Annotated in this window: 12 protein-coding genes; 7 read left to right on the forward strand and 5 right to left on the reverse strand. The window is 49.3% G+C overall.

The window, feature by feature from the left end; genetic code table 11:
* Nucleotides 1-20: 20 nt before the first annotated feature.
* From ribF to ACSHX2_RS11575, 4 genes are all read right to left on the reverse strand, one after another.
* Entirely contained in the window at nucleotides 21-950 is a 930-nt protein-coding gene (gene ribF / locus ACSHX2_RS11560) for a riboflavin biosynthesis protein RibF (RefSeq protein ID WP_435693105.1), read from the reverse strand.
* Between the two features lie 42 nt (nucleotides 951-992).
* On the reverse strand, nucleotides 993-1,712 hold the full coding sequence (truB, locus tag ACSHX2_RS11565) for a tRNA pseudouridine(55) synthase TruB (RefSeq protein WP_435693106.1): 720 nt from the start codon (nucleotides 1,710-1,712) through the stop codon (nucleotides 993-995).
* 130 nt (nucleotides 1,713-1,842) lie between these two features.
* Nucleotides 1,843-2,826, reverse strand: a complete 984-nt coding sequence (locus ACSHX2_RS11570) for a DHH family phosphoesterase (protein ID WP_435693107.1) — start codon at nucleotides 2,824-2,826, stop codon at nucleotides 1,843-1,845.
* Nucleotides 2,827-2,913: 87 nt separating this feature from the next.
* Complete coding sequence (locus tag ACSHX2_RS11575; RefSeq protein ID WP_435693108.1) at nucleotides 2,914-3,249, reverse strand: MmcQ/YjbR family DNA-binding protein; 336 nt, start codon at nucleotides 3,247-3,249, stop codon at nucleotides 2,914-2,916.
* A gap of 202 nt (nucleotides 3,250-3,451) precedes the next feature.
* On the opposite strand from ACSHX2_RS11575, the gene ACSHX2_RS11580 reads away from it, so the two are divergent.
* Nucleotides 3,452-4,684: a hypothetical protein gene (locus ACSHX2_RS11580; protein ID WP_435693109.1), complete on the forward strand. Its 1,233-nt coding sequence runs from the start codon at nucleotides 3,452-3,454 to the stop codon at nucleotides 4,682-4,684.
* Nucleotides 4,685-4,767: 83 nt separating this feature from the next.
* Here the strand turns inward: ACSHX2_RS11580 and gpmI are convergent, their stop codons facing one another.
* Nucleotides 4,768-6,303 carry a 2,3-bisphosphoglycerate-independent phosphoglycerate mutase gene (gene gpmI / locus ACSHX2_RS11585; protein ID WP_435693110.1) on the reverse strand — a complete coding sequence of 512 codons (1,536 nt, stop codon included), beginning with the start codon at nucleotides 6,301-6,303 and terminating at the stop codon, nucleotides 4,768-4,770.
* 95 nt (nucleotides 6,304-6,398) lie between these two features.
* On the opposite strand from gpmI, the gene nagZ reads away from it, so the two are divergent.
* The 6 genes from nagZ (at nucleotide 6,399) to nagA (ending at nucleotide 13,995) form a co-directional block, all read left to right on the forward strand.
* Nucleotides 6,399-7,499: a beta-N-acetylhexosaminidase gene (gene nagZ / locus ACSHX2_RS11590; protein WP_435693111.1), complete on the forward strand. Its 1,101-nt coding sequence runs from the start codon at nucleotides 6,399-6,401 to the stop codon at nucleotides 7,497-7,499.
* 38 nt (nucleotides 7,500-7,537) lie between these two features.
* Entirely contained in the window at nucleotides 7,538-7,960 is a 423-nt protein-coding gene (mntR, locus tag ACSHX2_RS11595) for a transcriptional regulator MntR (protein ID WP_435693112.1), read from the forward strand.
* An 88-nt stretch (nucleotides 7,961-8,048) separates the two neighbouring features.
* A complete protein-coding gene (gene secA, locus ACSHX2_RS11600; protein ID WP_435693113.1) occupies nucleotides 8,049-11,174 on the forward strand; it encodes a preprotein translocase subunit SecA in 3,126 nt (1,041 codons plus the stop codon).
* A gap of 179 nt (nucleotides 11,175-11,353) precedes the next feature.
* Nucleotides 11,354-12,115 carry a succinate dehydrogenase/fumarate reductase iron-sulfur subunit gene (locus tag ACSHX2_RS11605; protein ID WP_435693114.1) on the forward strand — a complete coding sequence of 254 codons (762 nt, stop codon included), beginning with the start codon at nucleotides 11,354-11,356 and terminating at the stop codon, nucleotides 12,113-12,115.
* A 128-nt stretch (nucleotides 12,116-12,243) separates the two neighbouring features.
* Nucleotides 12,244-12,825 (forward strand): CDP-diacylglycerol--glycerol-3-phosphate 3-phosphatidyltransferase, encoded by a 582-nt coding sequence (gene pgsA, locus ACSHX2_RS11610; protein WP_435693115.1) that lies wholly within the window; start codon nucleotides 12,244-12,246, stop codon nucleotides 12,823-12,825.
* A 27-nt stretch (nucleotides 12,826-12,852) separates the two neighbouring features.
* On the forward strand, nucleotides 12,853-13,995 hold the full coding sequence (gene nagA, locus ACSHX2_RS11615; protein ID WP_435693116.1) for an N-acetylglucosamine-6-phosphate deacetylase: 1,143 nt from the start codon (nucleotides 12,853-12,855) through the stop codon (nucleotides 13,993-13,995).
* Nucleotides 13,996-14,021: the final 26 nt, after the last annotated feature.

Here is a 14,021-nt window from a genome sequence, read left to right on the forward strand (position 1 = left end):
TCAAGGGGATTCGCGCCCCCTTAAGCGGACTCAACAAGAACAGACGCGACATCAGCCTCAATCTGCGCTTTCAATTCATCAACGGAGGCAAACTTCTGCTCAGGCCTGATGTATTTAATAAACTTCGCTTCGATCACCAGATCGTAGAGATCTCCCTCGAAGTCAAAAACATGGACTTCTAGCAAGCGTCGTGCTGCTTCTGTTTCGACAGTAGGACGTCGGCCAAGATTTCCAATCGCCTTGTAATGCTGTCCTTCGATGACTGCTTCTAGCTGCCACACACCATCAGGTGGAAGCTGCTCATTGTGCGCCACTACATTCGCTGTTGGGAAACCTAACTGGCGAGCAAGCTGGCGTCCTCTTTCCACGGTTCCTTGCACCGTGTAATCACGGCCTAGCATTTCTTTCGCAGCTGCTAGATTACCATCACGAACGGCTTGTCGGATACGAGTACTACTCACCCGCTCACCCTGTATCATCACCGGTGGAGCGGCGTTCACCACAAAGCCAAGCTCATTCCCCCACTCGCGAAGGCGCTGGACATTTCCACCCCTTGCTTTGCCAAAAATCCAGTCTTCACCGACAGCGACGCGCTTGAGCATCCCAGCGGAACCTGCTAGTTCATCAATAAAATCTCGAGCCTCACACTGAGCAAAATCCAATGTGAATTCTTGCACGCAGAGAAAATCAACTCCGAGGTCCTTTAGTAAATTCGCCTTATGTTCAATAGAAGCAAGAATCCTACGAGGAGCGCGCTCTGGCGCCATCACTCGAATAGGGTGTGGCTCAAACGTAATCACTCCCACGAGTCCACCTTCAGCGCGCGCGCCTTCCACAGCGTAGCGGATCACTTCTTGATGTCCCACATGCACACCATCGAACACTCCTAGCGCCAAATGTAACGGGGCATTGAGTTTCGATAGCTCAGCGGTGGAGTGGAAAACTTGCATTAAGAAACAGCGTAAAATTTAATACCAGACACGTAAAACTATTTACTCCGCCAGCATCTCGGCGATCTCGTCTAACTTGATCATTTTCTCAATAATCTGCTCGCGTGTGGCGACTTTGAGATCTTCGGTTTTGATAGCACGACTCAGATCAAATTTCCCTGAGCGCGTGCGACGAAGAGCGATCAAATGCGCACCGCAGTCTAATCGTTGCCCAATATCATGCGCGTAAGTTCTCACGTAGAAGCCTTTGGTACAATTAATGGTGAAGTCGACCTCGGGGAGTTCAACTCGATGAATTTTGTAATCCATCACCTTCACTGCACGCGGCTTCCGCTCCACTGTTTTCCCCTGTCGCGCAAGCTTGTACAGCGGCACGCCATTGAGCTTAATCGCTGACACCATTGGAGGGATTTGTTCGAAGTCTCCGACATAATGGTTGAAAGCGTCATCGACATCTTGATCCGTTAGCGGAGGCACCTCTTTCACTTCCACAATGTCACTTTCCTTGTCCTGCGACCCAGTAGTTTCACCAAGCTTGAGTGAGCCATCGTACACTTTGTCTTCACACATCAGACGGTCTTGGAGCTTGGTGGCCTTGCCAATGACCAACATCATGACACCTGTCGCCATAGGATCGAGCGTACCGCAATGACCAATCTTCTTGAATTTCAACTGCCGACGAGTGATCGCCACCAGATCGTGCGAGGTCATACCTGAGTCCTTATCGACTACGAGAACACCACTTGGAACTTCTTCTAACATACTTTTACTATTATTGGAGTGTGTGTGGCCACCGAGGCGACCCTTGAGAAAGATATTCTATTACTAGAAAAAATGAACACCGGAATCACTTAGACCTCGGTGCTCAAAAAATAAATGATCTGCGAGTCAATTAAGCACAGGCATCGAGACGCTTGCGAAGCTCAGCGAGAACTTGTTCGCGCACACCTTCAAGCGTTCCTTCTGTACGAATACCAGCAGCGAGCGTGTGACCACCACCGCCGAACACTTTTGCTACTTCGCAAACATCCACTGCAGGGTTCTTTGAACGCATACTGACTCGGATCTGACCGTCTTGAAGTTCCTCAAAAAAGACAGCAATTTCAACTCCTTCAATCGCGCGAATCATGTCGATGAGGCCTTCACTATCCTCAGGCTTAAGTCCAAGCTCTTCTTGAGTCTTATAGACCAGCTGCCAATCAGCAAGACGACCGTCCTCAGCCATTACTAGAGTATTTAGAAGTCTGCGAGTAAGCTCAACTCGGCGGTACGGATGGCTGTCGTAAGTTTTTGCGTTAATCTCACCAACATTAAGTCCACGGCGCACTAGATCAGCAGCCATTTCGTAGGTACCTACAGTAGTCCCCCTGTACTGGAAAGATCCTGTATCAGTGGAAACGGCTACATAGATAGCATCACGAGTAACATCCGATAGCGGGAAATTCTCAGCAGTGATGAAATTGTAGAGAATTTGGCCCGTCGCCGGTGAGCTGGAATCGATGAAGTTGAGGTCGCCATATCCAGGGTTGGATTTATGGTGATCCATATTGATCCAGAGCTTTGCTTTGGATGCGGCCTTGAGAGCATTGTCACCGAGACGTGGCTTGGTGGCACAATCGAGAGCGATCGCGACTTCCACATCGAGCACTTCGCCTTGCGGCTGAACGATGCGATCAGAGTGTGGCAAGAACGCCAAATTCTCAGGCAACCCATCTTCGTTGATGTAGTGTACCGTCTTACCCATCTCTTCAAGAGCGTGACCGAGCGCGAGCTGGGAGCCTATAGCATCACCATCTGGGCGGACGTGACTCATGATAATGAAAGAGTTATGCTCACGGAGAGCTTGGGCGATTTCTGCGAAGGTTGCGTTGCTCATAAAAAAGTGTGATTGAGAGGATTCGAATGTGCGGCATTCTCTCCAGTGAGGCATTTCTAGCAAGCGAAACCTACAGCCAATTACCCGCTAATCTACTAAAAGCTGCTGTATACGTTCTCTCTCTACCTTCTTCATCCTAGCAACAACCAGCTCGTAAGAATGCTTAACTAGTTCCGTCAGTAATTCATCTGGAACTCCCCCATCTAGCAACACGGTATTCCAATGGCGTTTATTCATATGCCTGCCAGGCTTGATCGAATCATATTGATCTCTAAGCTCTAACGCGCGATCCGGATCACATTTTAAATTCATCCGTGATGGCACATCATCAGGCTGCGTCACGGCAAACATTTTCCCCGCTACTTTGTAAACTAGTGCGTCGGGTCCAAAAGGCGTTGTTTCTTCGACCTCTGGCAATGCCATACAGCCATCAATCATATCTCTTAAATCCACCCTCTCGAATTATCACAGATTTCAGGCGAAAACTACCCCCAATCGTTACCAACTTAGTCTTTCTTCTTGCGACCAAGCTCACAACATTATTTCATCGAATACAAACCTTCCCACATCTTGTAGTCGCATAACCATGCGCTTCTTGTTAGGGATTTCCACACATTTATATCACATGAAGAAAACACCAATATACCTCGCACTAGGCCTAGCAGCCGCACCTATTTACGCTCAAGGAGTTGATAAATCCGCTGCTAACTACAAACAAGGACCCATCAGCGATTACACAGATCTCATCGGTAAAGCGCTCGACACCTCAGCAAAAGACGAACTACCAGAAGACCTCAACAAAGAAGAGCTCTACAAGATTCTTGGACTTGAATCTATCAAATCGTACTCTCAGTCATCTTCTCCAGATGGCACCGAGTGGATCAATAAAATCCAACTTGATAATGGCGGTAACCATGAAGGAATTTTCAAACTCCTGAGCAGCAGTAAACATAAAGGGCTCTCCGCTGCAGACATCGCGCCCGCCGGAGCCGACCTAGCCGGCCAAATCAGTTTCAACCTCGCAAGTGTAGAGCCAATGATCAAAAGCATTGCTAAACTTAGCGGTGAAGAAGACCTTGCTGAAATTGAAAATGGAATGAAGGAAGAAGTCCCTCAACTCGGCATGACTGGTTCCGACCTTCTCAAGAAGCTCGACCTAAGACTCAACTTTGTCCTCGATCTCGATGAAGCACAAAAAATCCCAACTCCATTTGGCGAACTCGATAAGCCGAATCTCACCATCCGCATAGATGGTCTCAGCTGGATCTGGGAAAAGGTAGGACCTATGGTGATCGGCGGCAGCGGTCTACCATTTTCAAAAACTGACGAAGGTGAGACCAGTACTTACGCACTTCCAGAAGAAATGGCAGCTCAGTTCATGGGCTACTCACCAGTACTCAAAGTTGATAAAGCTGGTGACTTCATTTGGCTCAGTTCAACCAGTGATTTCTTGAATAAATGCTCTAGCGGAGAAAATACTCTCGCTCAAAGCGATGCCTTCAAGGCCACGATGAAAGGCCTTCCATCAGACGGGCAAATATTCGGTTACGCATCAAAGAGCTTCTATAACTTCTTTGATCAAGCTATTGGCAGCATGGAACAACAAGGCATGTTAGATGGTGCTGACGAAGTCACTAAAAACCAACTAAACACCGCACGCAAACACATGACTAAAGTCACTCATGGCGCGGCACAACTCCTAACAACAGATTCCACAGGCATCCTCTGGTCTGAACGCGGCGTTCAAACTATCGAACAGCAAATCCTAGAAGCAATGAAGGCTTTAGAAGAGCAGGAAAAAGCTGAAGAAAAGGCAGCTGAAGAAAAGGCAGCTGAAGAAGCTCCGGCTGAAGCATAGCCCCGCACATTCTAACTAACAAAAAGCCTCAGCAGTAACATTCTGCTGAGGCTTTTTTGTAGAGTTCTAAATAAGTTAGAAAATTATTTTCCGAGCAGGCTGCTGCCAGTCATTTCTTTAGGCTGAGCAACACCAAGCATATCGAGAAGCGTCGGAGCAACGTCAGCGAGGATGCCGTCCTTGACCTTCACATTTTCGTGATCTGCTCCCACATAAATAGCATGCACTAAGTTAGTGGTGTGCGCTGTGTGCGGTGAACCATCTGGGTTAATCAACTTCTCACAGTTGCCGTGATCTGCAGTGATCAGAAGCTTACCACCGAGGCGCAAGGTTTCTTCCACCACAGCTTGCACACCTTGATCGATCGCATTACACGCTTTTTTACACGCTTCTACGATTCCCGTATGTCCGACCATATCTGGGTTGGCAAAATTGAGAATCACTAGGTCATAATCCTTAAGCTGTTTGACTAAGGTTTCAGTCACCTCTGGTGCGCTCATCTCTGGCTGAAGATCATAAGTCGCCACCTTCGGTGATGAAACGATCACACGATCCTCATCCATAAATGGAGTCTCAGCTCCACCATTGAAGAAATAGGTCACGTGCGGGTACTTTTCAGTTTCCGCGATACGAAGCTGACTAAGACCAGCATCTGCAACAACCTCACCTAACACGTTCGTCATACTGCTAGATGGATAAACCACGTCACATTCGTAGTTTTCATCATACTCAGTAAGTGTGAGGAAATACGGATTTGGATTCACCTCTTTATCGAAAGCGACAAAGGCTTCACCGTTGAGAAATGCATTACAGAGCTGGCGTGCTCGATCCGCGCGGAAGTTGAACCAGAACACCACATCTTCATCAGTGATACGCTGTTCATCTGCATCCGCAAGAATGATGGGCTTAATGAATTCATCAGTCTCACCCGCTGCGTATTCAGCCGCGAGCGCCTCACTTGCTTTTCCTTCAAATTTCTTGCCGCGACCTAACACAATAGCATCCCACGCGAGCTTATTACGCTCCCAGCGTGTATCGCGGTCCATCGCATAATAACGACCAATCACCGTGACAATCTTTGCTCCGGTTCCTTCGATATCAGCCTCTAACTTTTTAAGATAATCTACACCACCTGTAGGTGAAGTATCACGGCCATCAGTAATAGCGTGAATGGAAATATTCTTAACTCCAGCTTCTGCTGCAGCTTTAACAAAGGCTGCAAGATGGTCTTGATGACTATGCACACCACCATCGGAAACTAAGCCCATGAGATGCAGTGTGCCACCCTTTGCCTTTTCAAAGGCCTTTTTGAGCGACTCGATAGTTGGCATATCACCATCATCAATAGACTTATTAATACGGGTCAGACTTTGATAAACAATGCGCCCTGCGCCAAGGTTGAGGTGCCCCACTTCTGAGTTACCCATTTGCCCATCTGGCAGACCGACATCCATGCCGGATGCGCTGACAAAACCTTGAGGGTAGGTTTCTAACAATTTGTCATGAAATGGTGTATCGGCGAGGAGTGTGGAGTTTCCATCGCGCTCTGCGGTTTCTATGCCACCGGGGTTCACACCCCAGCCGTCGCGAATAATCAGTACTACTGGTTGCTTGGCCATATAAGGCGGTTTATAGATCCATTTCCCCTGAGTGGCAACTGGGAACTACTAACTTCAAACTTGCAACTTAGGGAAGCTACGACAAGCTTCCCCGCATGTACGGCCAACTTCTCATTCTCGGCATCAAAGGCACGGAACTCTCAAGCAATGAGAAGCACTATCTCAGCCGCATCCAACCTGGTGGATTTGTACTATTCGGAAGAAATGTAGAGAGTCCTCAGCAAGTACGTGCACTTACAGATTCACTCCGTGAAATTTGCGACGTGCCACCGATTATAGCGATTGATCAAGAAGGCGGCCGCGTTACCCGCACGAAAGAAATTGGTAATACTCCCCCTTCCGCTGAACAGTTCCGTATCGCAGGCAAACCTGAATCTCTCGCCTGGCACGGCATCCAGACAGGCCAAATTCTCTCGATGTTAGGAATCAACATGAATCTAGCGCCCGTGTTAGACATCTCCTATGACCCAGATGCTGACAATGCGCTGCGCGGTCGTTGCTATGGACGCGATGCCCAAGAAGTGATCAATAATGCCGGCGTTTATAATCGAAACCTCCGCCGCATGAAAACTCTCACTTGCGGCAAACACTTTCCGTCTTGTGGGCTCGCAGATGTCGATCCACACATCAAGCTCCCTACGTCTAACAAGACAAAAGACGAGCTCCTCGCCACAGACCTCATCCCCTACACCGCACTCTCACCAGAAATGAATGGCATACTCACAGCCCACACCCATTTCTCTGAGCTCGATCCAGAAACACCGGGTCTCCCGGCCTCTCTTTCCTACAATGTCGTAACGCGCCTCCTACGCGAACAACTCGGATACAACGGTCTAGTCATGACTGACGATCTAGACATGGGCGCGATCATTAACACCTACGGCCGCGGCACAGATGTACAGATGGCCATCAAAGCGGGCAACGACATGGCGCTCATTTGCCATCAAACTGATACAGCTGAAAAGGCACTTGAAGCGCTCAATCAACTTTCTATCTACGATGTCCAAGCCTCACTCAAGCGCGTGCGAAAAGTGAAGAAAAAGCTACCAAAGTTTTCCGTATTTGACCAAAAACGCTGGGACAAAGTTGATGAGGAAATCATGGAACTTCGTATCGAAGTACTAGGAGAAGAAGCTGCACGTGGCGATCAGAGCGATTCCATAGCCAACTCCCGCAGCCCCGTCGAAGATTATTAATTCAACACCCATCATTTAACATTCAACATTCCAACGCAGTGAGCTCATCCCGCACATCTGGCTCAGTAGCCATGGACGACTATCTCGAACAGATCCTCAATCTGATCGAAGAAAAAGGTTATGCCCGGCCTATCGACATTTCAAAAAATCTCGGCATCTCCCAGGCATCAGTCACCAACATGCTACGCCGCCTCGACACCGAAGGTCTCGTGAATCACGAGAAATACCGCGGCACCGTGCTTACAGAAAAAGGCCACACCATAGCTAATGCCATCATCGAGCGTCACGACAAACTCACTGAGTTTCTACGCCTTTTCGATATTGATGAAGAAACTATCTATGCAGATGTCGAAGGTATGGAGCACCACATCTCTAAATCGACTCTAGGCGTCATCACTACCCTCGTTGCCGAGCTCAAAAGTAACCCTGAGCTCCTCACCAAACTGAAGGCTAAAATTTAAGCCTCAGCATAAACACAAAGTCCCTTGCCTATCGGGACTAACGGGTGTATGCAGCTCGAGCCCATCATTCTAATCCGGGCACACAGCTATGCTTAAATGGATTCTCCAAAAAATCGTCGGTAATAAGAATCAGCGCGAGATCAAGCGCATGAACCCGATCGTTGCTAAGATCAACGAAATAGAGGAAGCTCTCCAGCAAGAGTCAGAAGCTACTGTTTTAGCTAAAGTTACCGCATGGCAGCACCATCTCCATCGCTATCTTCCACTCGATGCACCGACTAAGCGCACCATCGAGTCCATGGACCCAGAAGCACTCGCTTCTCTCGCTGAAATCCTTGAAATCCGCTTCGCAGACCTACGTACTGAGTATGCATCTCTCCCTACAGTAGAAGCCACTCCAGCATCCATCGAAGCTGCCAAAACTGCTTTTACTGACATCGAAGGTGAATTCCCAGCAAAGCGTGACACTTATCTCAAGCAAATCCTCCCTGAAGCCTACGCTGTAGTGAAGAACGGAGCGCGTCGCATGTGTGGCCGCACTATCCATCTCGGTGGCAGCGAAACTACTTGGAACATGGTTCACTTCGATGTCCAGCTCGTTGGTGGCATCGCACTACACAATGGAATGATTGCAGAAATGCAAACTGGTGAAGGTAAGACACTCGTCGGAACTCTCCCTGTATTTCTCAATGCCCTCACCGGTCTTGGCGTACACGTAGTCACAGTCAACGACTACCTAGCTCAGCGTGACTCCGAATGGATGGGCGCACTCTATCAATACCTCGGCCTCACAGTTGGTTGTATCCAGAACCAACAACCACCAAATCTGCGCGCGGCTCAGTACTTCTGTGATATTACTTACGGCACGAACTCTGAGTTTGGCTTCGATTACCTCCGTGATAATGGCATGTCCTCCTCGAAGGATGAACAGGTCCAACACGGTCATTACTTTGCTATCATTGATGAAGTGGACTCCATCCTCATTGATGAAGCCCGTACTCCTCTCATCATTTCCGGCCCGTCCACCATCTCAAACGCTGAGCAATACAATGTCTACAAAGGCGGTATCGAAACTCTCGTTAAGAAACAAAACACTCTCTGTAACGAACTCGCTGAAGAAGCTAAAAAAGCTCTCGAAGCTGGCGACGACGCCACAGCTGGCCGTGCACTCTTTAAAATTAAACTCGGTCAGCCACGCTCCAAGCAGCTAGCCCGCTTCATGCAGGACCCTGACTCTCGTCGACTCATTGATAAAACTGAGCTCGACATGTATCAGGACACGCAGAAAAAAGATCTCTATGCTGTCAAAGAAGAACTCTTCTACACGATCGATGAAAAAGGTCACGACGCTGACCTCATGGATCACGGCCGCAACTTCCTCGACCCGAGTGACGCTGAAGCATTCGTCCTACCTGATCTAGCTGAAGAGTATGCTGACATCGACGCGAACTCAGAACTCAGTGCTGAGGATAAAGCGGCACAGAAAGAGCATATCCAAAACCGCTTAGATAACCAGGCGCAGAAGATGCACTCCATTTCCCAACTCCTCAAAGCATACTGTATCTACGAAAAAGACGTAGAATACGTGATCGAGGAAAATAAGGTAGTCATCGTCGATGAGCAGACTGGCCGTAAAATGGCAGGACGCCGCTGGTCAGACGGTCTCCACCAAGCAATCGAAGCCAAAGAAGGCGTTACAGTAGAGCGTGAGACGCAGACATACGCGACCATCACCATTCAGAACTACTTCCGACTTTACGAAAAGCTCGCAGGAATGACAGGTACTGCGGAAACTGACGCAGCGGAGTTCCACGACATCTACCGTCTCGATGTTCTCCCGATTCCAACAAACCAGCCTAACACCCGCGTAGATGACAACGACCAAGTCTTCAAGACTCGTCGCGAGAAATACAATGCCGTGGTGAAGAGTATCACTGAAGCGCAAGAACGTGGTCAGCCTATTCTCGTGGGTACTGCATCTGTCGATGCTTCTGAAACCCTTTCCCGCCTCCTCAAGCGCAATAAGATTAACCACAAGGTTCTTAACGCGAAGTTCCACGAGCAAGAAGCGGAAATCATTGCCAATGCTGGCCAAAAAGGAGCCGTCACGGTTTCTACAAACATGGCTGGTCGTGGTACGGACATCAAACTGGGTGAAGGCGTTTCCGAACTTGGTGGCCTCTACGTTATCGGTTGTGAGCGCTACCCTTCACGTCGTGTTGATCGTCAGCTCCGTGGTCGTTGTGCTCGTCAGGGCGATCCAGGTCTTTCACAGTTCTTCATCTCATTCGAAGATGATCTCATGCGTAACTTCGCAGCAGCAGACCGCATGACTACCATGATGGAACGCTTCGGCATGGAAGAAGGTGAAGCGCTCGAGCACAAGTGGCTCAACCGCTCCATCGAAACTGCACAAAAGCGTGTTGAACAGCGCGACTACCAATGGCGTAAGCGCGTGCTCGACTTTGATGATGTCATGAACATGCAGCGTGAAGTAGTCTATGGCTACCGCAATGAAGTGCTCTCATCCGAAGATCCACGCGAACTCCTCAACGAAGTCATCGAAGAGATGATTCCTGCGACTGTCTATGAATACATGGAAGAGCGCGATGAAGGAGCTCCTGACTACACAGAACTTCTTGGTTGGATTAACTCCACTTTCCCGCTTGCACTCAGCATGGAGGAAAGTGGTCTTCAAGACCGCAATGCTGACGGCAATGCCGAGTGGCTCATTGCGGAAGTAAAGAAAGCATACGAGCTCAAGGTCGCAGACCAACCTGCAGAATACCTCGACCACCTCGAGCGTCAGATCATACTCACCGCTATCGATCGCCTCTGGCAGGAACACCTCTACAACATGGATGCACTTCGCGAGGGTGTACACCTCCGCGCACAAGGTCAGAAAGACCCACTAGTAGAGTACAAGAATGAGGCATACGCACTCTTCGAAACCTTAATGGATTCCATCAAGGGAGATGCACTTACAAACCTCTTCCGCTCCACCCAGAGCCTCGACCAGTTTGAGCAACTCCTTCAGAGCCTCCCGCAGCAGCTCGACGGACCTAGTGACAATCCAATCACTGAGTCAAATATGGGGCAGGCAATGGCGTCACAGCAAATCGCACTCAAACCAATGAAGAACGGCAAGCCTGTGAAAATCACATTACCAAAACGCAAGCCAATCCAATTGAAGAATTTCAAGAAAGAGGATTAATTAAATTCATTCGGAAGCTGAACGAGATTTTAAATTATTTTACAAACCTGTTGTTTCCTTCTTTTCAAAATACTGAATTTGGCCTTTAAAAATGCCAGACCAGTAGGACTCATCCAACCGCACACACTTTCAACTTAACACCGATGCGCTGCGTCTAACGCAGCCCTCACTACACAGACATGGCCAACCTCAATCTCACACTCAAAGTCTGGCGTCAAAAGAACGCAAATGACCGTGGTACTATCGAAACCTACGAGGCGAAGGATATACCTACCTCAGCGTCCTTCCTCGAAATGCTCGACATCGTTAACGAGCGCGTCATCAACGACGGTGGTAGCCCAATCGTTTTCGACCATGATTGCCGTGAAGGTATCTGTGGTATGTGCTCACTCACCATCAATGGTGTGCCACACTCTAAAGAACTAGGCATCACTACTTGCCAGCTTCACATGCGTAAGTTTAAGGACGGCGAGACCATCTGGATCGAACCATTCCGCGCAAAAGCATTCCCAGTAGTTAAAGATCTCATCACTGACCGTAGTGCCTTTGACCGCATCATGTCCGCTGGTGGTTTCATCGACGTCCGCACCGGTTCTGCTCCTGACGCAAACTCCATGCCGATCGAGAAGAAACTTGCTGATGAAGCATTTGACGCAGCTGCCTGTATCGGTTGTGGCGCATGTGTTGCAGCATGTAAGAACGCTTCAGCTATGCTCTTCGTCTCAGCGAAAGCAGCACACCTCAATAAGCTTCCACAAGGCCAACCAGAGAAAACTAAGCGTACCCTCGCTATGGTAGCTCAAATGGACGAAGAAGGCTTCGGTAACTGTACTAACCAGTACGAATGTGAAGCTGTTTGTCCTAAGGAAATCGGCGTAGACAATATTGCTAAACTCAACCGTGACTACCTCCTCGCTTCTGCGAAAGACGGACTCGGTTAAGCTCAGCTCCATCAAATTTCAAAAACACCTTCCTGCGTTCTGCTTGAAGGTGTTTTTTATGGGGCGCGAGACCACCTTACCCCTTCATTAGCCTTGCCCCATTCCTAACATTATGCACAGTGGTTTGAGTGAACTTGCCTAACTCCATCACCGTTCTACGACTGTTCTTAACAGCGATCTTTATCGCGGCTGTCTCATTTGATGCAGCATGGGCAGCACACCTTGCACTTTGGAGTTTCGTAATAGCCGCTATCTCTGACTGGCTCGATGGCTATCTCGCGCGTAAACTCAACCTCGTCACATCTCTCGGCAAGCTGCTCGACCCGCTAGCCGACAAGATCCTCGTTTCAGCTGGTTTCATTTACCTATCCGTTCAAGGCTTCTGCCCAGTCTGGGTAACCTGCCTCATCATTGGTCGCGAATTCATGGTCACAGGCCTGCGCCAAATTGCAGTAGAACAAGGAGTCGTCATTGCCGCTGACAAACTGGGAAAATGGAAAACTACCTTCCAGCTCATCTTCGTTATCGGCTGCCTCACGCACATTAGCTTTGGCTATCTCAATGCTGAGAACCCCGCTGTTGCAGCCTTCTCATGGATTGCAGATCCAGAGCACCACATCATTCCTGCCACCATGTGGCTCGCTGCTGCGCTTACTCTTATTTCTGGTTACAACTACATCTACAATAACCGCAAACTCCTCCAGCACTAGCATCACCAGTGTGCAGCCCAAATAGCTATGACCACCCTCATTGCAAATGCACACATCATCTCCCCCGATCTTGAAATAGAGAACGGCGCTATCCTTCTCAAGAATGGCTACATTTCAGAGGTCTATCAGTCAGGCGAACCACTTCCGCCCGCTGACATTATCTTCGACGCCAAAGGCCACTATGCCTTTCCCGGCTTCATCGATATCCATTCTCACGGTGCCGATGGCTGCGACGTCTGTGATAATAAGCTCGACTCGCTCCGTCACATCGCCCAGCGCAAGCTCGCTGAAGGCGTCACCACTTGGCTTCCCACCACTCTCACCCAGCCACAGCAACGGCTACTAGAGATCGCAGAGAAATGTGAGCAATACCGAGCGAACCAAGAATTCGCCAAAACCCCTGGCATCCACCTCGAAGGTCCCTATATTAATGTCAACAAAGCTGGTGCCCAGAATCCAGAATTCGTCCGTCAACCAGTGCTGGAAGAAGTCGAAGCTATCCACGCCATCACCCCCATTCGCGTTCTCGCTCTCGCTCCCTGCCAAGCAAATGCCTGCGAACTCATCGTAGCCGCTAAGCAACTCGGTATTCTATGCTCCGCAGCACACACAGCTGCCACTTCTGCACAAATCGCAACAGCCAAGCAGGCTGGACTCAGCCAGCTCACCCACTTCGGTAATGCCATGTCCGGCCTCCATCACCGAGAAATTGGCACAGTCGGCGCAGGACTGCTCGACGACGATCTCAGCCTAGAACTCATCTGCGATGGTATCCACCTCGCACCCGAGTTCATCCAGCTCATCTTTAAAGTCAAATCCATCGACCGCATCCAGCTGATCACCGACTCCATGGCCGGCTCGTGGATTGATAATGGCAACTGCACTCTCGGCGGACTCGAAGTCACCGTAAAAAACAAAGTCGCAAGGTTGAAGAACAGCGGAGCCCTCGCCGGCTCCACCCTAACCTTCAACCAAGGCTTCAAGCGAGCTGCGGAAATCACCGGCCTACCATTCACCCAGCTCGTCAAAACCACTTCTCTCAATCAAGCCAGAGCACTCGGCCTCACCAATCACGGAAAAATCGAACAAGGCCACACCGCCGACATTGCAATCCTCGATAAGGACTTCCACCCCACCGCCACATTCGTCGATGGCGAGCAGAGGTTCTGAGATAGCTGAGCTTAGCTACATTTGTC

Source organism: Rubritalea sp., from assembly GCF_051252225.1.
Classification (GTDB): domain Bacteria; phylum Verrucomicrobiota; class Verrucomicrobiia; order Verrucomicrobiales; family Akkermansiaceae; genus Rubritalea.

Coding starts and splice junctions, on each gene's coding strand:
- ACSHX2_RS11605 (WP_435693114.1), top strand. CDS start 11,354: ATGGCCAACCTCAATCTCACACTCAAAGTCTGGCGTCAAAAGAACGCA.
- gpmI (WP_435693110.1), bottom strand. CDS start 6,303: ATGGCCAAGCAACCAGTAGTACTGATTATTCGCGACGGCTGGGGTGTG.
- secA (WP_435693113.1), top strand. CDS start 8,049: ATGCTTAAATGGATTCTCCAAAAAATCGTCGGTAATAAGAATCAGCGC.
- ribF (WP_435693105.1), bottom strand. CDS start 950: ATGCAAGTTTTCCACTCCACCGCTGAGCTATCGAAACTCAATGCCCCG.
- nagZ (WP_435693111.1), top strand. CDS start 6,399: ATGTACGGCCAACTTCTCATTCTCGGCATCAAAGGCACGGAACTCTCA.
- truB (WP_435693106.1), bottom strand. CDS start 1,712: ATGTTAGAAGAAGTTCCAAGTGGTGTTCTCGTAGTCGATAAGGACTCA.
- ACSHX2_RS11575 (WP_435693108.1), bottom strand. CDS start 3,249: ATGGCATTGCCAGAGGTCGAAGAAACAACGCCTTTTGGACCCGACGCA.
- ACSHX2_RS11580 (WP_435693109.1), top strand. CDS start 3,452: ATGAAGAAAACACCAATATACCTCGCACTAGGCCTAGCAGCCGCACCT.
- ACSHX2_RS11570 (WP_435693107.1), bottom strand. CDS start 2,826: ATGAGCAACGCAACCTTCGCAGAAATCGCCCAAGCTCTCCGTGAGCAT.
- nagA (WP_435693116.1), top strand. CDS start 12,853: ATGACCACCCTCATTGCAAATGCACACATCATCTCCCCCGATCTTGAA.